Origin of the sequence: Chromatium okenii (genome assembly GCF_002958735.1) — a bacterium.
GTDB lineage: Bacteria > Pseudomonadota > Gammaproteobacteria > Chromatiales > Chromatiaceae > Chromatium > Chromatium okenii_A.
This window is the reverse complement of sequence record NZ_PPGH01000035.1, coordinates 491,436-510,665: the sequence shown is the minus strand read 5'-3', so window position 1 is coordinate 510,665 and position 19,230 is coordinate 491,436. Positions and strand designations below refer to the sequence as shown.

The 19,230-nt window shown below is 52.4% G+C and carries 18 protein-coding genes and 3 tRNA genes; 13 read left to right on the top strand and 8 right to left on the bottom strand.

The features are described from left to right. Positions 1-64 precede the first annotated feature (64 nt). Genes bchO through rnr form a run of 3 tightly spaced genes read right to left on the bottom strand, consistent with a single transcriptional unit; the run spans position 65 to position 4,130 of the window. Entirely contained in the window at positions 65-970 is a 906-nt protein-coding gene (bchO, locus tag CXB77_RS10735) for an alpha/beta fold hydrolase BchO (protein WP_105073878.1), read from the bottom strand. Between the two features lie 17 nt (positions 971-987). Continuing rightward, positions 988-1,734: a 23S rRNA (guanosine(2251)-2'-O)-methyltransferase RlmB gene (gene rlmB / locus CXB77_RS10730; RefSeq protein ID WP_105073877.1), complete on the bottom strand. Its 747-nt coding sequence runs from the start codon at positions 1,732-1,734 to the stop codon at positions 988-990. Further along, positions 1,731-4,130, bottom strand: coding sequence for a ribonuclease R (gene rnr, locus CXB77_RS10725; RefSeq protein ID WP_105073876.1), 2,400 nt, complete (start codon positions 4,128-4,130; stop codon positions 1,731-1,733). Before rnr ends, rlmB begins: the two co-directional genes overlap by 4 nt. 120 nt (positions 4,131-4,250) lie before the next feature. On the opposite strand from rnr, the gene CXB77_RS10720 reads away from it, so the two are divergent. Then, positions 4,251-4,337, top strand: a tRNA-Leu gene (locus tag CXB77_RS10720). Positions 4,338-4,407: 70 nt separating this feature from the next. Here the strand turns inward: CXB77_RS10720 and dut are convergent. Then, positions 4,408-4,866, bottom strand: a complete 459-nt coding sequence (gene dut, locus CXB77_RS10715) for a dUTP diphosphatase (protein WP_105073875.1) — start codon at positions 4,864-4,866, stop codon at positions 4,408-4,410. Next, positions 4,850-6,061, bottom strand: coding sequence for a bifunctional phosphopantothenoylcysteine decarboxylase/phosphopantothenate--cysteine ligase CoaBC (gene coaBC, locus CXB77_RS10710; RefSeq protein ID WP_105073874.1), 1,212 nt, complete (start codon positions 6,059-6,061; stop codon positions 4,850-4,852). The genes dut and coaBC overlap by 17 nt, the downstream gene beginning before the upstream one ends. A gap of 177 nt (positions 6,062-6,238) precedes the next feature. On the opposite strand from coaBC, the gene CXB77_RS10705 reads away from it, so the two are divergent. Next, on the top strand, positions 6,239-7,171 hold the full coding sequence (locus CXB77_RS10705; protein ID WP_105073873.1) for a histone deacetylase family protein: 933 nt from the start codon (positions 6,239-6,241) through the stop codon (positions 7,169-7,171). An 8-nt stretch (positions 7,172-7,179) separates the two neighbouring features. Here the strand turns inward: CXB77_RS10705 and crp are convergent, their stop codons facing one another. Beyond that, positions 7,180-7,845 (bottom strand): cAMP-activated global transcriptional regulator CRP, encoded by a 666-nt coding sequence (gene crp / locus CXB77_RS10700; protein ID WP_105073872.1) that lies wholly within the window; start codon positions 7,843-7,845, stop codon positions 7,180-7,182. A 245-nt stretch (positions 7,846-8,090) separates the two neighbouring features. Here crp and CXB77_RS10695 point away from each other — a divergent pair. The 10 genes from CXB77_RS10695 to CXB77_RS10650 all read left to right on the top strand — a co-directional run bounded on the left by CXB77_RS10695 (position 8,091) and on the right by CXB77_RS10650 (position 15,836). Continuing rightward, positions 8,091-8,167: transfer RNA gene (locus CXB77_RS10695), tRNA-Val, on the top strand. Positions 8,168-8,333: 166 nt separating this feature from the next. Next, positions 8,334-10,253, top strand: a complete 1,920-nt coding sequence (thrS, locus tag CXB77_RS10690; RefSeq protein WP_105073871.1) for a threonine--tRNA ligase — start codon at positions 8,334-8,336, stop codon at positions 10,251-10,253. Between the two features lie 60 nt (positions 10,254-10,313). Continuing rightward, the gene (infC, locus tag CXB77_RS10685) at positions 10,314-10,847 is read left to right on the top strand and encodes a translation initiation factor IF-3 (RefSeq protein ID WP_105074045.1); all 534 of its coding nucleotides are present in this window, start codon (positions 10,314-10,316) and stop codon (positions 10,845-10,847) included. A 29-nt stretch (positions 10,848-10,876) separates the two neighbouring features. Beyond that, a complete protein-coding gene (gene rpmI / locus CXB77_RS10680; RefSeq protein WP_105073870.1) occupies positions 10,877-11,074 on the top strand; it encodes a 50S ribosomal protein L35 in 198 nt (65 codons plus the stop codon). Positions 11,075-11,102: 28 nt separating this feature from the next. Continuing rightward, complete coding sequence (rplT, locus tag CXB77_RS10675; RefSeq protein ID WP_105073869.1) at positions 11,103-11,459, top strand: 50S ribosomal protein L20; 357 nt, start codon at positions 11,103-11,105, stop codon at positions 11,457-11,459. A gap of 96 nt (positions 11,460-11,555) precedes the next feature. After that, the gene (gene pheS, locus CXB77_RS10670; protein WP_105073868.1) at positions 11,556-12,605 is read left to right on the top strand and encodes a phenylalanine--tRNA ligase subunit alpha; all 1,050 of its coding nucleotides are present in this window, start codon (positions 11,556-11,558) and stop codon (positions 12,603-12,605) included. A 76-nt stretch (positions 12,606-12,681) separates the two neighbouring features. Beyond that, entirely contained in the window at positions 12,682-15,063 is a 2,382-nt protein-coding gene (pheT, locus tag CXB77_RS10665) for a phenylalanine--tRNA ligase subunit beta (protein ID WP_105073867.1), read from the top strand. A 4-nt stretch (positions 15,064-15,067) separates the two neighbouring features. Then, complete coding sequence (gene ihfA, locus CXB77_RS10660; RefSeq protein ID WP_105073866.1) at positions 15,068-15,370, top strand: integration host factor subunit alpha; 303 nt, start codon at positions 15,068-15,070, stop codon at positions 15,368-15,370. Continuing rightward, the gene (locus tag CXB77_RS10655) at positions 15,348-15,722 is read left to right on the top strand and encodes a MerR family transcriptional regulator (RefSeq protein ID WP_105073865.1); all 375 of its coding nucleotides are present in this window, start codon (positions 15,348-15,350) and stop codon (positions 15,720-15,722) included. Before ihfA ends, CXB77_RS10655 begins: the two co-directional genes overlap by 23 nt. Positions 15,723-15,759: 37 nt before the next feature. Then, positions 15,760-15,836, top strand: a tRNA-Pro gene (locus tag CXB77_RS10650). Positions 15,837-16,300: 464 nt separating this feature from the next. Here the strand turns inward: CXB77_RS10650 and CXB77_RS10645 are convergent. Continuing rightward, entirely contained in the window at positions 16,301-16,927 is a 627-nt protein-coding gene (locus CXB77_RS10645) for a ProQ/FinO family protein (RefSeq protein ID WP_172452634.1), read from the bottom strand. Between the two features lie 334 nt (positions 16,928-17,261). Here CXB77_RS10645 and CXB77_RS10640 point away from each other — a divergent pair, with 334 nt between their 5' ends. Continuing rightward, positions 17,262-18,467: an AI-2E family transporter gene (locus CXB77_RS10640; protein ID WP_105073863.1), complete on the top strand. Its 1,206-nt coding sequence runs from the start codon at positions 17,262-17,264 to the stop codon at positions 18,465-18,467. On the opposite strand, the gene ppsR is transcribed toward CXB77_RS10640, so the two are convergent. After that, the gene (ppsR, locus tag CXB77_RS10635) at positions 18,378-19,223 is read right to left on the bottom strand and encodes a posphoenolpyruvate synthetase regulatory kinase/phosphorylase PpsR (RefSeq protein WP_105073862.1); all 846 of its coding nucleotides are present in this window, start codon (positions 19,221-19,223) and stop codon (positions 18,378-18,380) included. The genes CXB77_RS10640 and ppsR overlap by 90 nt on opposite strands. Positions 19,224-19,230 lie beyond the last annotated feature (7 nt).

The following is a 19,230-nucleotide window of genomic DNA, read 5'->3' as shown; positions in this document are numbered from 1 at the left end:
GACCTGATTCTATGTCAATACAGGTTGACAGTATAGCAGGAACCTTGCTGCCGCTATTCGTGGATTAGGCTCGCGCCTGCGCCAGCCGCTCGGCAATTTGGCACACCAGCGCCGCGACCTGCGCCGGTTGTTCCTCGTGCGCGAGATGACCGAGATCAGGCAACGTGATCAATTCGGCGCTGGGCAGCAGCTCGCGCACGCGCTGCGCTTCACGCGGCGACACCGTCAAATCGCCTTCACCGACCAGTAAAAACAACGGTGTGTGCAATTGCGGCAGCGCTTGTTCAATCAGATCGAGATTCCAGTTCGCCATCATCGACAACGCAGCGCGGACGTGTGACGGATAGCGAATCAACCGCCGATACAATTCGACGCCCGCTGGTTCGAGCGTGGAGCCGGTATTGGCAACCAGCCGCTCGACCTCGCGCCCATTGCTCGCCCGCCACGCCAGCAGTCGTGACATCAGAGAATTGCCGGCGAGCAATTTGGCTGCGGGTGAAAAAATGTGCGCTGGCAATCCGCGCCACGGCAACAGCGCCCCGTTAATACTGATGATGCCGTTCGGCGCGATGTCACCTTCCAAACACAGGCGAATCAGAATCGCTGCGCCCGCCGAATGTCCCAGCGCCAGCTCCGGCTTTACGCCCAGCGTGGTGAGCAGCGCCGCGACTGCCGTTGCCATTCCGGGCAAGGACATCTGTGCGTAGGCTGGCGCGGTGGTGAATCCATGACCGGGCAAATCCGGCGCAATTACCGTGAACTGCTGCGCCAGCAACGGCATTAAATCGCGCCATGAATGGGTTGCCGCGCCCGTGCCGTGCAGCAGCAACAACACCGGACCTGTGCCCATTTGCTGCACATGCCAGCGCAAACCGCCCGCCGTCACGAATTGGCTGAATGCCCGATTCGGCCAGCCTTGACCATCGCGTTCCCAATTGGGGCGATCATGTTGAAACAGCGACTTCGACATGATTTTTTCCTCTGTAATCAATGAGCGCGGCGCTGGCGCAGGGCTTCGTACAAACAGACTCCGGCGGCGACCGACACGTTCAAACTTTCAACTTGACCGCACATCGGCAGCCGCACGAGCCGGTCACAATGATCGCGGGTCAAGCGCCGTAAACCGCTGCCTTCGCTGCCCATCACCAAGCCGATTGCGCCCGTAAAATCAACTTGATACAGCTCAGATTCTGCTTCGCCAGCGGTTCCGGTCAGCCAGATGCCCCGCGCTTTCAGGTCTTCCATCACGCGCACCAGATTGGTGACTTGAAAATACGGCAGCGTTTCGGCTGCGCCGCTGGCGACTTTACACACGACTGGCGTCAAACCAACGGCATTGTCACGCGGCGCGATGACGGCTTGAACGCCCACCGCCTCAGCAGTGCGCAGGCAAGCGCCTAAATTATGCGGGTCGGTGATTTCATCCAGCAGCAGCAAAAACGGCGGTTGCTCCAGCCGATCCAGCAGCGCAGTCAACTCCGCTTCCGACCGCGCTGCCGGCACGCGCACCCACGCGAGCACACCCTGATGATTTGTGCCCGCTGCGGCAGTGTCCAATTCAGCGCGTTCCATTTGCCGAATGTTGACGCCAGCTTGACGCGCCAGCGCCGTCACTTCTGCCAAACGCCGGTCGTGGCGACTGCGTTCTAACCAAAGTTCGGTGACGCCTTCGCTGCCAAATTTGAGCGCAGCGCGGACGCTGTGAATGCCACTGACAGGAGATAAATTTTTCATTCTGAATTCGCTGGCGGTGCGCTAGAAGGTTTGCGTTTACGGCGACGCGAGCGGGATTTCTTTTTGCTGGCTGGCGCTGGCGCAGTTTCTTTTGCTGCTTCTGGTTTGGCGGGTTTATGTGCGGCAGGTTTGCGGCGACCCTGTTGTTGCGGCGCTTGACCTTTTACCGGAGCCGCTGGTGGCGCGGATTTCCGTTTGACTGCGCCGGGCGCTGCAACGGGCACAAAATCAATTTTACGATCATCCAAATTGACTGCTGCAACCTGCACCCGCAGCCGATCACCGAGCCGATACACCGTGCCGGTGCGCTCGCCATGCAGCCGATAACCAATCGGATCAAAGTGATAGTAATCGTTGTCGAGTGTGGTGATGTGCACCAAACCATCCACGTGCACCGCGTCAAGTTCCACAAACAGACCGAACGAATTCACGCTGGTGATGGTTCCGTCGAACTTTTCGCCGAGCTTGTCCTGCATGAATTCGCATTTCAGCCAGTCCTGCGCATCGCGGGTCGCTTCATCAGCGCGGCGCTCGGTGCCAGAACACTGCTCGCCAATGTGATGCAGGTCGATTTTGGAATACGCCAGCGTCGCTGCCGTTCCACCCGCGAGCAGGTGCTTGATGATGCGATGAACGATCAAATCGGGATAACGGCGAATCGGCGAAGTGAAATGGGTATACGCATCAAACGCCAACCCAAAATGTCCAACGTTATCCGCGCTATACATCGCCTGCTGCATCGAGCGCAACAGCACGGTTTGGATCAACCGCCGATCTGGGCGATCTTTCACTTGCTCCAGTAACTGCGCGTAATCGGCAGCAGTCGGCTTGATACCACCGGGCAGCGTGAGCGCCAATTGACCGAGAAACTCGCGCAAATCCGCTAACTTATCGTCTCGCGGCGTGTCGTGAATGCGATACAACGCGGGAATGCGTTTGCGCTCAAACAGCCGCGCTGCCGCGACATTAGCCGCCAACATGCACTCTTCAATCAGCCGATGCGCGTCGTTGCGAATGACCGGCACGATCGCTTCAATGCGCCCCTGCTCGGTAAATTCAAACTTGGTTTCGACGGTATCGAAATCAATCGCGCCGCGTTCCACTCGCGCTGCATGAAGCACTTGATACAGTTGATAAAGTTCGTGCAATTGCGGCAGCAAATTGGCGAACTGGGTGCAGAGTTCGGCGTCGCCATCGACCACCATCGCCGCGACTTGATCGTAAGTCAGCCGCGCTTGCGAACGCATCACGCTCTCAAAAAAGCGGGTGCGCGTGACCTTGCCTTCCGCGTTGACATACAGCTCGGCGGTCATACACAGCCGATCGACTTGCGGATTGAGCGAGCACAGTCCGTTGGAAAGAATCTCCGGCAGCATCGGAATCACGCGATCTGGAAAATACACCGAGTTGCCGCGTGATTGGGCTTCGGCATCCAGCGCCGTGCCGGGGACGACATAAGCGGACACATCGGCAATGCACACCAATAATTTCCAGCCTTTCGGCTTCTTTTCGCAGTACACCGCGTCGTCAAAATCCCGTGCATCCGCGCCGTCAATCGTCACCAGCGCGAGCTGGCGCAAATCGGTACGCCCAGCTTTCGCTGCTTCCGGCACTTCAGCGGTCAACCCAGCGACTTCCGCCAGCACTTCGGCTGGCCATTCAATCGGCAGCTCGTGGGTGCGAATGGCAATGTCGGTTTCCATGCCAGCGGCCATGTGATCGCCGAGCACTTCTAAAATGCGTCCGATTGGCGGCGTGCGCGAAGTCGGTTGATCGGTGATTTCCGCGACCACGATTTGCCCGTGTTGCGCACCTTTCAGGCGGTCGCTGGGAATCACGATGTCGTGGGTCAGGCGTTTGCTGTCGGGCATCACGAAACCGACGCCGCCTTCCTGATAAATGCGCCCGACGACGGAGTGTGTGTTGCGCTCCAGAATTTCGACGACTGCGCCTTCCAAGCGTCCGCGCCGATCACGTCCGTTCACGCGCACGACCACGCGATCGCCATGAAACACCGTGCGCATTTCTTTGGCGTAGAGATACAGATCGTCGCCGCCTTCATCGGGATGCACAAAACCAAAGCCTTCGGGATGACTGATCACGCGCCCGGCGATCAAATCCGATTGATTTACTAAACAAAATGCTTCGTTGCGATTGCGCAATAGTTGACCGTCGCGCACCATCGCGGTGAGGCGACGCTCCAGCGCAATCAAATCAATTTCGGTGGTTAAAGCGAGGTCGGTTGCCAGCTCGGCAAGGGAGAGCGGAGCGCGGTTTTTGGTGAGAATGTCGAGGATAAACTCGCGGCTGGGAATGGGGTTGGCGTATTTATTCGCCTCGCGCAAATGATGCGGATCGGTCTCTTTCGTAGGGTTAAATGGTCGACGTTTTGCCACGTGATCTCGTGAATTTGCAAAAAGGAATTAGTGTAGCGTTGACAAGCCCAGTGCGCCTCACTAATATCTGCGCCTCGCTTGGTGTCGTAATTACTTGTTGGATTGCACACTTAGCGATAAGCCGAGGTGGCGGAATTGGTAGACGCGCATGGTTCAGGTCCATGTAAGCGAAAGCTTGTGGAGGTTCGAGTCCTCTTCTCGGCACCATTTCAAATTGCACGAAATCAATCAAACCACCATCGCCGGTGGTTTTTTTGTGTCTGCTGTTGGGTGTTATTTAGTGCTTTCCGCTATGACCAAACCCACTAGCACCGCGAGTAGATTCCATAAACTCATCCACCACAATCAATTCTGCCTGCAATACCGGAACCAATATCAATTGTGCAATGCGTTCACCGATTTCAATTCGAAATGGTGTGTCGCTGCGATTCCAACAAGACACTAATAATTGCCCTTGATAATCGGAATCAATTAACCCGATTAAATTGCCCAGCACAATGCCGTAGCGATGCCCCAAACCAGAGCGCGGCAAAATCATTCCCGCAATACCCGGTTCCGCAATATGAATTGCCATTCCTGTTGGCACTAATTCGCATTCATTTGGCAGCAATTCCAGCGGCGTTTCGAGCATTGCGCGTAAATCCAGTCCTGCTGATCCCTGTGTTGCGTATTGCGGCAGCGGAAAATCGCAGCCTAAACGATTGTCGAGTATCTTGATTTCAAGCCGGTGTTGCATGATGTCCCCGATAATGCTCTGCAATTAAATCTGCCAATTCTCGCGCCAGCTGCGTTTTACTCATCATGGGTAATCCGCATTGACCGTCACGCCAAAACACGGTTAACGCATTTTCATCGTGTTCAAATCCGCCGCGTTCTCCGCCGACCTGATTTGCCGCGATCATATTCAGTTTTTTCGCAGTTAATTTAGCGCGAGCATGTTGCTCTAAATTTTCTGTCTCTGCGGCAAAACCAACCGTAAATGGTGGCGCTTTTAATGCGGCAACGTCAGCAAGAATGTCGGGGTTGCGAATTAAATGCAGCGTTAATTCTGCTGCATCTTTTTTAATTTTATGGGTCGCAATCTCCATTGGTCGATAATCTGCAACGGCTGCCGTTGCGACGAAAATAGCGCATTCGCCAACTTCATTCATCACTGCGCGGTGCATTTCCAATGCAGTTTCTACTTGAATAACTTTGCTTACTCGCGGCAGTGGTGACACTGTTGGTCCAGTGACCAGCACGACCTGCGCTCCCAGATTGACCAGTGCTGAAGCCAGCGCGTAACCCATGCGCCCGGAGCTGCGATTGCCGAGATAACGCACTGGATCAAGCGGTTCTCGCGTGGGACCGGCCGTCAGTAATACTCGCGCTCCCATGAGTAACCGTTCGGCTTGTGGACGCAGCGCCTCGGCAATTTCCAACGGCTCCAGCATTCGTCCCGGTCCCACATCGCCACAGGCTTGCTCACCTTCGGCTGGGCCGAGAATGCGTGCCCCGCGTTCACGCAGAATTTGCAGATTTTCCTGTGTCGCTGGATGTCGCCACATGTACTGATTCATCGCAGGTGCGAGATATAACGGGGCTTGCGTTGCCAGCGCCAGCGTGGTGAGTAAATCATCGGCGATGCCAGCGGCCAGTCGCGCCATTAAATCGGCAGTGGCTGGCGCAATCAGTAACCAATCTGCCCATCGCGCCAGCTCGATATGATTCATGCCAGCTTCGGCGCTGGGATCAAGCAGTGTGGTGCGCACCGGATGTCCAGACACGGCTTGAAAAGTCAGCGGCGTGACCAGTGTTGTCGCTGCCTGCGTCATCACGACGCGCACATCAAATCCGCGCTCTTTCAATCGCCGCACCAAATCGACGGATTTATAAGCCGAAATGCCGCCGCCGATTCCCAACAACAACCGTGAATTCTGATGTTGATCCATGTGCGTACTTATCCTGTTTCGTTAACAATGAATTCTGAAAGTCTAGCGGGTTTGCTGGGTAATTGACCGCGTTATTCAGTGGCGCAAACGGTGCTGTCGCTTGACCATTAAAATTCGATGACAATTTGTGACAGCTCGCTAAACTGCCAGTATTCCAAATCGCAGCGGCACCACCGGATGAACCTCGCTTTTATTTCGCATCCATCCTGTCAAGCGCATCGCATGGGCGCACATCATCCTGAATGCCCAGAGCGTCTGTACGCCATTCAGGACCGTTTAGTCGCATCGGGAATGGAGATGCTGGTCACGCATTATGACGCGCCAGCCGCGCATATTGACCAACTCGCCCGTGTGCATGATCGTGATTATATTCAAACAATTATTGACACTGCGCCGACTGAAACTGGGGCGCTTAATTGGGTGGATGGCGATACGGCGCTGAATGAGCACTCGTTAACAGCAGCATTTCACGCAGCGGGCGCCGCAATTTTAGCCGTTGATTTGGTAATGAGTGATCGTCACCACACCGCATTTTGTTGTGTGCGCCCACCGGGTCATCACGCAGGACGGCGCAGCAGCGGCGGTTTTTGTATCTTTAATAATCTCGCAGTTGGTGTTGCTCATGCGCTGGCAGAATACGGTTTAGAACGCATTCTAGTTATTGATTTTGATGTGCATCATGGCGATGGTACTGAAGACATTTTCACCGGCGAATCGCGGGTATTATTTTGTTCCAGTTTTCAGCATCCATTTTATCCCGGCTGTGGCGCAGACAGTATTGCGCCGAATGTCATTAATTTACCGCTGCCGCGCTTAACCGATGGCGCAGCATTTAAGTCAGCAATTCGTCAAACTTGGCTGCCGCGGATTGATGCGTTTGCGCCGCAATTGATCTTTATTTCTGCCGGTTTCGATGGTCATATTGAAGACGATATGGCGCATTTTAATTTGCATACCGCAGATTTTGGTTGGATCACTCGTGAAATTCACGCGCTGGCGCGGAAACATTGCCAAGAACGCGTCGTCTCCTGTCTTGAAGGCGGTTATGCGTTATCAGCGTTGGGACGCTGCGTCAGTACACATATTGATGAATTGATTGGTCATTTATGAAATTCAATTCAACTCAGTGGTCGCACATTTAATACGACCATCGTTTTACCCTTTACCCTAACGATACCTTGTTCTTCCAAGGTTTTTAAGACGCGCCCAGCCATTTCGCGTGAACAACCAGCAATACGCCCAAGCTCTTGGCGAGTCACACGAATTTGCATTCCATCTGGATGTGTCATCGCATCAGGTTGTTGGCAAAGATCAAGCAGTATTCCGGCGACGCGCCCAGTGACATCGAGAAAAGCAAGATCACCGACTTTACGGCTCGTCGTTAATAAACGTTGCGAGAGTTGAAAACCGACGCTGAATAAAAAATCTTTAGCAACTTCTTTTAATTCATCATTTAATAAGCGATGTAAACGCTGATAGGTAATTTCTGCAACCTTACATCGAGTTCTCGTGCGAATGATGACGCTGCGCGTGGTTTGCGGAACAAATAATCCCATTTCGCCAATGAATTCGCCTTTGTTAATATAAGCAAGTAACAATTCACGACGATCATCAGAGTCTTCAATCAATGCAGAAACAGCGCCTTCAATTAAATAGTAAAGCGTTTCCGCAGTCTGTCCTTGGTGAATTAAATCAATATTTTTATCGTATACTTTAGTATGGCAATGCGTTAAAAAAGGCTCCAGCCAAGATGGGTTTTTTTGTGGTTTTTTAATAATATTCATAGCCTAGTTTTTACCGATTTAATTTTGTGTTATAAAGTGAATGAACGAGCGTGATGGCAAATAATAGGCTTTTAAGCAAAATGCACCCAGATATTAACCATTGCTTGAATGAAGACTACCGCAATTAAAATGTTTCCGTCATGCTTTGGATAAGGTGACGATAACAAAATCCAGTTGTAACCCATTTTTAGAAATTTGCTTGCAATGTTTGCCACGTTCTCGCTAAGATAGCGACTCTTAACGACAGGCGCGTAGCTCAGTTGGTTAGAGCACCACCTTGACATGGTGGGGGTCGTTGGTTCGAGTCCAATCGCGCCTACCAACGCATTCTTAGGCTGTCTACTTTCAGCAATCCGCTTTCAGCAAGGAACTCAATGCTGAGAGTTAAATGCTAAAAGCAGACAGCTTTTTTGTTGCCCATTTTTGGGCGCTCATGTTTGATTCATGTGATCTCTCGTATCGATCACCGCTGATTTCTAGGATTTAACATGCCCCTGATTACCCTTCCTGATGGCTCGCAGCGTTCATTCGATCAATCCGTTACGGTGCACGGCGTGGCTGCATCAATTGGCGCAGGTCTCGCTAAAGCGGCGCTGGCTGGACGCGTTAATGGCGTTTTAGTTGATGCTTCGTTCCTAATTGAGTGCGATGCAACGCTTGCTATTATCACCAGCAAAGACGAAGAAACTGCGCTCGAATTGTTCCGTCACGATGCCGCACATGTCATGGCGCAGGCAGTGCAGGAGCTGTATCCCGAAACGCAGGTGACGATTGGACCCGCGATTGAGAACGGTTTTTATTACGATTTTGCTCGCGCCGAACCCTTTACGCCCGATGATTTGACGCAGATCGAAGCGCGGATGCACGAGATCGTGAAGCGCGATCTACCGATCACCCGTGAAGTTTGGGAACGCGAAGATGCGCAGCGGCTGTTTGCCGAGCGCGGCGAGCACTACAAAGTTGAAATCATCACCGACATCATTCCCGCTGGCGAAACCGTGACGATTTACCGGCAAGGCGAGTGGTTTGATGTCTGTCGCGGCCCGCATTTGCCCAGCACCGGCAAACTCGGCAACGGTTTTAAATTGACCAAAGTGGCTGGCGCGTACTGGCGCGGTGATGCGAAAAATGCGGTGTTGCAGCGGATTTATGGCACGGCATGGCGCGATAAAAAAGAATTGACTGCCTATCTCACGCGGCTGGAAGAAGCGGAAAAGCGCGATCACCGCAAACTCGGCAAACAGCTTGATTTGTTTCATTTTCAGGATGAAGCGCCGGGGATGGCGTTTTGGCACGCCAAAGGGCGCATCATTTACCGGCTCGCTGAAGCCTACATGCGCGAAAAGCTCGATGAGTATGGTTATCAAGAAGTTGAGACGCCGCAGGTGCTCGATCGCTCACTGTGGGAACGTTCCGGTCACTGGGATAAATTCGCTGGCGGCATGTTTACGACTCAGCTTGACGAGCGTGATTTCGCCATCAAACCAATGAATTGCCCCGGTCACATTCAGCTTTACAATCAAGGTCTTAAAAGTTACCGCGAACTGCCGTTGCGCCTCGCTGAATTCGGCGTGGTGCACCGCAATGAACCCTCTGGAACGTTGCACGGATTGATGCGGGCGCGGCGTTTTACGCAGGATGACGCGCATGTGTTTTGCACCGAGTCGCAGTTGCAATCCGAAGTAGCGACGCTGATTGACATGGTGTTTGAGACCTACCGTGATTTTGGTTTCACCGAGATTGATTTGGCACTGTCGCTGCGCCCAGACAAGCGCGTCGGTGCGGATGAACTTTGGGATAAAGCGGAGCTGGCGCTTGAACAGTCTTTGCAAGACAAAGGCTTAAACTTTCGCGTTCAACCCGGCGAGGGCGCGTTTTACGGCCCGAAGATCGAATTCACGCTGCATGACAGCATCGGTCGGGCGTGGCAGTGCGGCACGATTCAAGTCGATTTCTCAATGCCCGGTCGTCTCGGTGCGCACTACATCGCTGAGGACAACAGCAAACAAACGCCGGTGATGATTCATCGCGCCATTCTCGGTTCGATTGAGCGGTTCATCGGCATTCTGATTGAGCATTACGCTGGGTTGTTTCCGCTGTGGCTCGCGCCGGTGCAAGTGGTCGTGCTCAACATCACCGACCGGCAAGCTGAGTTTGTTAAAGAAGTTGCTAAAACCTTGCGTCACAACGGTTTTCGTGCGGATACTGATTTGAGAAATGAGAAAATCGGCTTTAAAATCCGCGAGCACACCCTGCAACGCGTACCCTATTTGCTGGTGATTGGTGATCGTGAAGTCGAAACTCGCACGCTGGCAGTGCGCAATCGTCAGGGTGAAGACCTCGGTATTCTCGAACTTGATGCTTTCATTGCGCGTTTGCACGAGGAAGTAGCAAACCGTATCCATTAACGGTTCGGTGCGATTGGAACGACGGCAAGTGCGGTCATCCGGTCGTTTTTATTTGTATTGTTGGAGGAATCTGCTATCGCTGCACCAAAGAGAAACCGCGTCAATAAAGAGATCAACGTCCCGGAAGTTCGGCTGATCGGCGCGGATGGACAGCAGGTCGGAGTGGTCAATACCCGTGAGGCCTTGGAAATGGCTGTCACTGCGAGCATGGACCTGGTTGAAATCGTGCCGACGGAAGACCCGCCGGTCTGCCGGTTGATGGATTTTGGGCGGTTTCTCTTCGATCAAAAGAAGAAGAAAAACGAAGCCAAGAAGAAGCAGAAGCAAGTCCAGATTAAGGAAGTGAAGTTTCGTCCAGGTACGGACGAAGGAGATTATCAGGTCAAACTACGCAACCTGATCCGTTTCCTACAAGAAGGGGATAAAGCCAAGGTCACCATGCGGTTTCGTGGGCGCGAACATGCTCACCGCGAACTCGGTTTGGAACTCCTCAAGCGGATTGAGACTGACCTGGCGCCGTTGAGCATCGTTGAACAGCAGCCACTCATGGAAGGGCGGCAGATGGTGATGGTGCTCGGTCCCAAGAAGAAATAACCCATTTAATCAATAGCGAAGTTGAGAACATGCCTAAAATTAAGACCAATCGCGGAGCGGCCAAGCGTTTCAAGCGCACCCCCTCCGGCGACGTGAAGTGCCATTCCTCCCACCGCCGTCACATCCTGACCAAGAAAAGCACCAAGCGGAAGCGCCAGTTACGTGCGCCGAAGCGGTTGCACAAGTCAGATGTTCGTGCCGCGCTGCGGATGATTCCTTACTGCTGATCGCACTTGACGTTACCGGAGAATTAGAATGTCTAGAGTGAAACGTGGCGTCACCGCCCACGCCCGCCACAAGAAGCTGCTCGACGAAGCCAAAGGTTATTACGGCGCTCGCAGTAAGGTTTATCGCGTTGCAAAACAGGCGGTTATCAAAGCCGGTCAATATGCGTACCGCGACCGCCGCCAGAAGAAGCGCCAATTCCGGGCGCTGTGGATTGCGCGTATCAACGCCGCTGCGCGTGAGAATGGCTTGTCGTACAGCCTGTTAATTCACGGCTTGAAACTGGCTGGCATTGAAGTGGATCGCAAAGTGTTGGCTGATATTGCTTTCCACGACAGCGTGGCATTTGCAGCACTGGCAGAGCAGGCCAAAGCGGCTTTGGTTTAACAGTTGCATCCGCCGTAGACATTGAGGGAAAGGCTTATGAGTCTTTCCCTTTTTTGTCGGTCACTTTTTTCGCATTTCAGTTGTCAATTCAACGTCATGGTCGAACCAATTTCACTCAACAGTCTGGCGGATACCACGCTCGCCGCGTTGCAAGATGCCGCGCTGGCAGCGGTCGCTGCTGCACCCGATCTGGCAACGCTGGATCAAACGCGGGTGCATTATCTTGGCAAAAATGGCGCATTAACGGCGCTGCTCAAACAGCTCGGCACCTTGTCTGCTGCCGAGCGTCCGGCAGCCGGCAACGCCATCAATCAAATCAAGGTCGCGCTCCAAACTGCGCTTGACGACCGGAAAACCGCGTTGGAACAAACCGCGTTATCGGCGCGGCTGGCTGCCGAGCGGATTGACATCACCTTGCCGGGGCGCGGGCAGACGCCGGGCAGTTTGCATCCGGTGACGCGGGCGCTGCGGCGGATTGAACGGCTGCTGGGTAACGCCGGTTTTGCGGTCGCGGAAGGGCCAGAAGTTGAGGATAGTTATCACAATTTCACCGCGCTCAACATTCCCGAACATCATCCAGCGCGGGCAATGCACGACACCTTTTATTTTGACGCCGAGCGCCTGCTGCGGACGCACACCTCGCCGGTGCAGATTCGCGTCATGGCTAGCCAAGCGCCGCCGCTCAAAATCATCGCGCCCGGGCGCGTGTATCGCTGCGATTCCGATTTGACGCACACGCCGATGTTTCATCAGGTCGAAGGGCTGCTGGTCGATGAGCAGGTCAGTTTTGCTGATCTCAAGGGTGTGCTTTACGATTTTCTGCGCAATTTTTTCGAGCGCGAGCTGCAACTGCGCTTTCGCCCGTCCTATTTTCCGTTCACCGAACCGTCCGCCGAGGTCGATATTCAGTGCGTGATGTGCGGCGGCAGCGGCTGTCGCGTGTGCAAACAGACCGGCTGGCTGGAAGTGCTCGGCTGCGGCATGGTCTATCCGGCAGTGTTTCAACAAGTTGGCATTGATCCAGAACGGTATCGCGGTTATGCCTTCGGCATGGGCGTGGAACGGCTGGCAATGCTGCGCTATGGCATTGATGATATTCGGCTCAATTTTGATAATGATTTGCGCTATTTGCGCCAATTCGCTTGATGCTTTTTCAATCACTTTTTAATTGCTTTTTCAATACAACAATCAGTATTGAAAACTGAATACAGGACAGCGGAACATGCGATTCAGTGAGGCGTGGCTGCGCGAATGGGTGAATCCGCCGGTGGATACCCAGCAATTAGCCGATCAACTCAGCATGGCGGGGCTGGAAGTGGACGCCGTCGCCCCAGCAGCGCCAGCATTTTGTGGCGTCACCATCGGTCTGGTGCAGGAAATTGTGCCGCACCCAGATGCCGCCAAACTGCGCATTTGCACGGTGGAGGTCGGCGGTGACGCGCCGCTGCAAATCATCTGCGGCGCAGCCAATGTCGCGGCGGGAATGCGCGTGCCGGTCGCCACCATCGGCGCGGTGTTGCCCAACGATTTCAAAATCAAAAAGGCGAAACTGCGCGGCGTCGAATCGTTCGGCATGATCTGCTCAGTCGTCGAATTGGGGCTGGCGGAGACCTCCAACGGCATCTGGGAATTGCCGGCAGATGCGCCGGTGGGCGTGGATGTGCGCCAGTGGCTGACGCTTGACGATCACTGCATCGAAGTCGATTTGACGCCAGATCGCGGCGATTGCCTGAGCGTTGCTGGACTTGCCCGCGAAGTGGCGGTCATCAATCGCGTCACGCTCACTGCGCCAGCGATTGCGCCGGTCACGCCGACCAGCGATGACCAATTGGCGGTGCAACTCGCAGCGCCAGCCGCCTGTCCACGTTATGCCTGCCGCGTGCTGCGCAACCTTGATCCGGCCGCCACCACGCCGATCTGGATGCAGGAACGGCTGCGGCGCAGCGGCTTGCGGTCAATCAGTCCGGTGGTCGATGTCACCAATTACGTCTTGCTCGAACTCGGGCAACCGCTGCACGGCTTTGATCTCGCTAAATTAAACGGCGGAATTGCGGTGCGGCTGGCGCACGACGGCGAGACGCTGGCGCTGCTCAATGGCGAGACGGTGACGCTGCGCTCGGACACGCTGGTCATCGCCGATGCCAGTCGAGCAGTGGCGCTGGCGGGCATCATGGGCGGCGCAGCGACGGCGGTCAGTGTCGACACCCGCGATATTTTATTGGAAAGCGCCTTTTTTGCGCCGCTCGCCATCAGCGGCAAGGCTCGCAGCTATGGACTGCACACCGATTCATCGCACCGGTTTGAGCGCGGCGTCGATCCGCAGCTTCAGGTTCGCGCCATTGAACGGGCGACGCAGTTATTGCTGGACATCGTCGGCGGTGAGGCGGGGTCGGTGGTGGTCGTGACGGCGGAGGAGCATTTGCCGCAGCCGCCGGTGCTGCATCTGCGCGAGGCGCGAATTGCCCAGATTCTCGGTTTGGCATTGCCCGCTGCCACCAGCGTCGAAGTACTGGAACGGCTGGGGATGACGCTGGAGACGGTCGCCGATGGCTGGCTGGTGACACCGCCGAGTGCGCGGTTTGATTTGGTACACGAGGTGGACTTGATCGCCGACATCGGGCGCATTCACGGTTATGACCAGATTCCGGTCAGTTATGCCAGCGCAGCGACGGTGACGACTGCGCCGTCAGAAGCGGGGTTTGAATTGGAGCGGGCGCGGCTGGCGCTGGTGGATCGCGGTTTTCACGAGGTCATCACTTACAGCTTTATCAGCCCGGAATTGCAGGCGTTGATTGAGCCGGAGGCGCAGCCGCTGCGGTTGGCAAATCCGATCAGCGCGGAGTTGTCGGTGATGCGCAGCAGTCTGTGGGCGGGGCTGCTGCACACGGCGCGTTATAACCAAACGCGGCAGAGTGAGCGGGTGCGAATTTTTGAGTCGGGGCTGCGGTTTCGCCACGATGCAGCGGGACAGTTGCAGCAGCCGCTCGGTTTGGCGGGTTTGGTGAGCGGCAGCGCCTTGCCGGAGCAGTGGGGCGTTACGGCGCGGGCGGTGGATTTTTACGATCTCAAGGCGGATGTGGAGGCGGTGCTGGCGCTGACTGGTGCTGCGGGGCAATTCCGCTTTGTGGCGGGTGAACATCCGGCGCTGCATCCGGGACAGACGGCGCGGATTGAACGCGACGGCTTGCCGGTTGGCATGATGGGGATGGTGCATCCGGCGCTGGCTGCGCGGCTTGATCTGAAGGGCGATGTGTTTGTATTTGAGCTGGATGTTGCACCGCTGGCGCTGGGCATTCTGCCGCGTTATGCGCCGATCTCGCGGTTCCCCAGCATTCGCCGTGATTTGGCCATCGCGCTGGAGCGGACGATTAGTCACGACGCGGTGGTGAACTGTGTTCGCGCTGGCGCAGACGAGACGCTGCGCGAGGTGATGGTGTTCGATGTGTACACGGGTCAGAATGTCGATTCTTCTCGAAAAAGCCTTGCTTTAGGCTTGATTTTACAGTCTTATTCTCAGACACTGACTGACGATTTTATTGAGGGTGCGGTGGGGCAGATTGTGAATCGCCTCACTTCTGAACTTGGCGCACGATTGAGGGATTGAGGATATGGCGTTGACCAAAGCCGATATGGCTGAACATTTGTTCAATGAATTGGGTCTGAACAAACGCGAGGCAAAAGACATCGTGGAGATGTTTTTTGAGGAAATTCGTGCTGCCTTAGAACGTGGCGAACAGGTCAAGCTGTCTGGTTTCGGCAACTTTGACCTCCGCGAAAAAAATGAGCGTCCGGGTCGTAACCCGAAAACAGGTGAGGAGATTCCGATTACCGCGCGGCGGGTTGTCACCTTCCGACCCGGGCAGAAGCTCAAGTCACGGGTAGAAGCCTATGCTGGAACCGAAGACGAGTAATGACGCGCAGGAGGAATGCGAGCTGCTACCGATTCCCAGCAAACGTTATTTCACCATTGGTGAGGTGAGTGAGCTTTGCGGCGTTAAGCCACATGTCCTGCGTTATTGGGAGCAGGAATTTACGCAGCTCAAACCGGTAAAGCGTCGTGGCAATCGACGCTATTACCAGCGCCACGATGTGCTGATGGTGCGCAAAATTCGTAATCTTTTATATGATCAAGGCTTTACGATTGGCGGAGCGCGTTTGCAATTGAGCGGTGAAGCGATCAAACATGATTCCAGTCAGACGCTTCTCGTGTTGCACCAAATTCGTATTGAGCTTGAAGACATTTTGAAATTACTGCGACATTGACCGCACCGGCTTAAAGCCCTAATATGTGCGATCTTTCCGGGGCGTAGCGCAGCCTGGTAGCGCACCTGAATGGGGTTCAGGTGGTCGGAGGTTCAAATCCTCTCGCCCCGACCAAACAATAAGCGGTTAGCTAAGAAATTAGCTAACCGCTTTTTTGTTATAGTTATTCCAATATGAAATGAAAAGCAAACAACTTACTCTGTTGATTTCCGTCGTCGAGCATTAGAAATAAAAATTTAACCTTATTTATACTGAAACTGCCCACAGGTTGGGAGTTGGTTCTTAAAGCAATAACTGACTTTAATTTAGTGATAGCGACTTTATTTACTGATTCAATTAAATCTTAAGTTTTTCTATCGTGGATAACTGAGGATTTGTTGCCAAAACTATCAGCCAACTGTGTTCTTGTCATGGATAATGCTACTTTTTATATTAGAATACTTACCAGCATATTTAGCTGACTTAAACCAGATTGAAAAATACTGGGCAAAAGCGGTTCGCATTGTACAGTTGAGATTTCAAGAAACGCTGATTAAACAAATAAAGCATTAACCAGCGTTTCTTGAATAAAAATGTGATTAAGCAGGTGGAATCACAATCGTGCGTTTTTTCTTCACAATCACTGTTGCCGCAGGTTTGGCGACCGCTGGTTTAGTGAGTGCCGCCGCCGGTGCTGGTTGTGGCTTGGTCGCAGGCTTCGGTTTTTGCTTAGGTTTTGGTTCCGAAGCAGGTTTAGACGCAGCCACTTTTGCGGCTTTCTTCGCTGCTGCCTCTGCCTGCTTTGCAGCTGCCTCTGCCTGCCGTTTCGCTTGTGCAGCCTGACGACGTAACAACTTTCTAGTCTGTTCATCAGGTCGATTAAGGCGAGCAGTCTCCGCTTCTTTAATCTGCTCCACTGCCAATGCCGCTGCTTCTTCAGTCACTGGAGAAACTGGTTCGCCTTTCAAATTGATCCGCATTGCACCCGCAATCAACTTTTGACGATAGGCAGTGCGCCAGCAGTGATGACGTAAAGCGCCAATAATATAGTTGAGTGTGATATTCAGCTTCTGCGTTGCATACCATGCAATAAGATCATCGCGGATGCCAATTGCCAATGGACGAATGTCCGCTTCATCAACAGGAAACGCAAGTGGAAAAGCCGCTTGTAATGCTTCCGTTGCTTTACGTTGACGAGCACGTCGCACAGGGGATTTTTTAGTCATTGTCATGCTCCAAATTAAAATTGAATTTTGCGATTTTTATTAAAAAACTGGTGACAACAGTTATTAATAAATTCATCGCTACAATGCCGCTAAAACGACGATTATATTTTATTCTCAGTTCAGATTACCAACTCTGAAAATAAATGTAATATCGTCGATAGCAAAAGGCTAACTGGGAACTGATGCAGCCGTCAATATCAGCAAATCGTTATCCAGTATTTTTACAGGTTAAACATTATTAACACACAGAATTAGCTGCCAGCCCTCTAATTTTTACAGTGGCAAGTAAAAGTGCCATTTAGTCAGTGCGTTACTAAACTAGGTTCAAATTACCATGACTCAAGACGCTATCAATAAGTCCGTTGTATTGCTTATGGCGCTGGGAATATCGGCGTTATTTTTTACCATGATTCAACAGTTTTTAATGGCTCTATTTTTAGCAGGATTGTTCAGTGCGTTAGCGCGTCCATTGTTTTTAAGATTTCAAAAGTTACTCAAAGGTAGACGTCGGCTTGCTTCATTATTAACCATGCTGTTTATTGCGGTAGTGATTCTAATCCCCTTAACTTTATTAATTATGATTTTAATTGGACAGGCGCTTGATGTCAGTCAGATGATTACGCTGCGGTTTCGAGAAATAGTGAGCTATCCAGAGGTGCTCGATGCGTACATACGACAGATTCCTTTTTACGATCAACTGCAGCTTAATCAAGCCCAAATTGCCCAACAAGCAGGCACTTTAGCAACCTTTTTAAGTCGGTTATTAGTCGAATGGGTTTCCTCAGTTACACTTGGTACTGCTAATTTCATTTTTATGGCGTTTGTCTTTTTTTATAGCATGTATTTTTTACAAATGGATGGAATACGCCTCATTGAAAAATTCTTGTATTATTTACCGCTTAAAACGGCTGAAGAACGAATGATGCTAGATAAATTTACTTCCGTCACTCGTGCCACACTAAAAGGTTCTTTGCTAATTGGTTTATTGCAGGGTGCATTAGCAGGAATAGCCTTTGCTGTTGCTGGTATTCCAAATGCAGTGTTCTGGGGTTCACTAATGGCGATATTGGCTGCAATTCCCAATATCGGTGCGGCTTTAGTATGGATTCCAGCGGTAGTTATTTTGTTGACACAAGGTAAAATTGCCATAGGAATTGGGTTGGCATTATTTTGTGGCTTGATCGTCGGTAGTCTTGACAATGTTCTACGCCCAATTTTAGTTGGCAAGGATACGCGAATGCATGAGCTACTAATTTTTTTAAGCAGTTTAGGCGGCATTGTGATGTTTGGATTACCGGGAATTTTTATCGGTCCAGTGATTGCCTCGTTATTTATTTCGATTTGGGAACTGTATAGCATTGAATTTGCGGATTTCCTGCCAGCAGTACATAGCCTTGAAGATGAAAATAATATGCCGCCGTGTGAGCAAGCGGCATCCATAGATTCACCATTAAGGCGTTTTTCCAGTCAATGGTTCAATACCATTATCCAGATTATCTTTCAGCATCTTCATAATTTGCGAAGAAATTTCTTCAATTGATTGGGTGGTCGTATTAAGTACTGGTACTTGCAGCCGCTTATAAATCTGTTGAGCTTGACGGATGTCATCCTGACATCGGGCTAGTGATGCGTAGGGGCTGTTTGGGCGACGTTCTTCTCGAATAAGTTGTAAGCGCTGCGGATCAATGATGAGTGCGAATAATTTATGGCGACAATCCCATACTAATTGCGGCACATCACCGCGTTCAAAATCTTCTTCAGTAATTGGATAATTGGCTGAACGTAATCCGTAGTGCATAGCTAAATAAAGGCAGGTTGGTGTTTTTCCAGAGCGCGATACGCCAGTTAATACGACATCGGCGCGGTGGAAATTATCAGGGCGAATCCCGTCATCATTAGCCATGGCAAAGTTAATAGCTTCAATCCGTTTGGTGTAAAAATTCGGTTTGGTAATCGCATGACTTTGACCAGATTTGCGGCTGGGAGGAACGCACAATTCTACAGATAGTGGTTCGACAAAACCTTCAAACAATTCCATATAAAAGCAATTGCCATTTTTGAGAATCTCGCGGATTTCATTATTCAGCATGGTGGCAAATACAATCGGGCGAGCGCCGTCGCGTTCAGCGGCTTCCTGCATCCGCTGCGTGAGTGCCAGCGCCCGCAGGTCGGTGTTGATGTAAGGCATGTACACCTGTTCAAAATCGATGGTGTCAAATTGCGACAGCAAGCTGTGACCAAGGGTTTCGGCGGTGATGCCAGTGCTTTCAGAGACAAAAAAGACGGTTCGGTTCATAAGTGAG

What these genes read in the sequence shown, in the direction of transcription:
- bchO (WP_105073878.1), bottom strand. Translation starts at nt 970, where the DNA reads ATGTCGAAGTCGCTGTTTCAACATGATCGCCCCAATTGGGAACGCGAT.
- rlmB (WP_105073877.1), bottom strand. Translation starts at nt 1,734, where the DNA reads ATGAAAAATTTATCTCCTGTCAGTGGCATTCACAGCGTCCGCGCTGCG.
- dut (WP_105073875.1), bottom strand. Translation starts at nt 4,866, where the DNA reads ATGCAACACCGGCTTGAAATCAAGATACTCGACAATCGTTTAGGCTGC.
- coaBC (WP_105073874.1), bottom strand. Translation starts at nt 6,061, where the DNA reads ATGGATCAACATCAGAATTCACGGTTGTTGTTGGGAATCGGCGGCGGC.
- CXB77_RS10705 (WP_105073873.1), top strand. Translation starts at nt 6,239, where the DNA reads ATGAACCTCGCTTTTATTTCGCATCCATCCTGTCAAGCGCATCGCATG.
- crp (WP_105073872.1), bottom strand. Translation starts at nt 7,845, where the DNA reads ATGAATATTATTAAAAAACCACAAAAAAACCCATCTTGGCTGGAGCCT.
- thrS (WP_105073871.1), top strand. Translation starts at nt 8,334, where the DNA reads ATGCCCCTGATTACCCTTCCTGATGGCTCGCAGCGTTCATTCGATCAA.
- rpmI (WP_105073870.1), top strand. Translation starts at nt 10,877, where the DNA reads ATGCCTAAAATTAAGACCAATCGCGGAGCGGCCAAGCGTTTCAAGCGC.
- rplT (WP_105073869.1), top strand. Translation starts at nt 11,103, where the DNA reads ATGTCTAGAGTGAAACGTGGCGTCACCGCCCACGCCCGCCACAAGAAG.
- pheS (WP_105073868.1), top strand. Translation starts at nt 11,556, where the DNA reads ATGGTCGAACCAATTTCACTCAACAGTCTGGCGGATACCACGCTCGCC.
- pheT (WP_105073867.1), top strand. Translation starts at nt 12,682, where the DNA reads ATGCGATTCAGTGAGGCGTGGCTGCGCGAATGGGTGAATCCGCCGGTG.
- ihfA (WP_105073866.1), top strand. Translation starts at nt 15,068, where the DNA reads ATGGCGTTGACCAAAGCCGATATGGCTGAACATTTGTTCAATGAATTG.
- CXB77_RS10655 (WP_105073865.1), top strand. Translation starts at nt 15,348, where the DNA reads ATGCTGGAACCGAAGACGAGTAATGACGCGCAGGAGGAATGCGAGCTG.
- CXB77_RS10645 (WP_172452634.1), bottom strand. Translation starts at nt 16,927, where the DNA reads ATGACTAAAAAATCCCCTGTGCGACGTGCTCGTCAACGTAAAGCAACG.
- CXB77_RS10640 (WP_105073863.1), top strand. Translation starts at nt 17,262, where the DNA reads ATGACTCAAGACGCTATCAATAAGTCCGTTGTATTGCTTATGGCGCTG.
- ppsR (WP_105073862.1), bottom strand. Translation starts at nt 19,223, where the DNA reads ATGAACCGAACCGTCTTTTTTGTCTCTGAAAGCACTGGCATCACCGCC.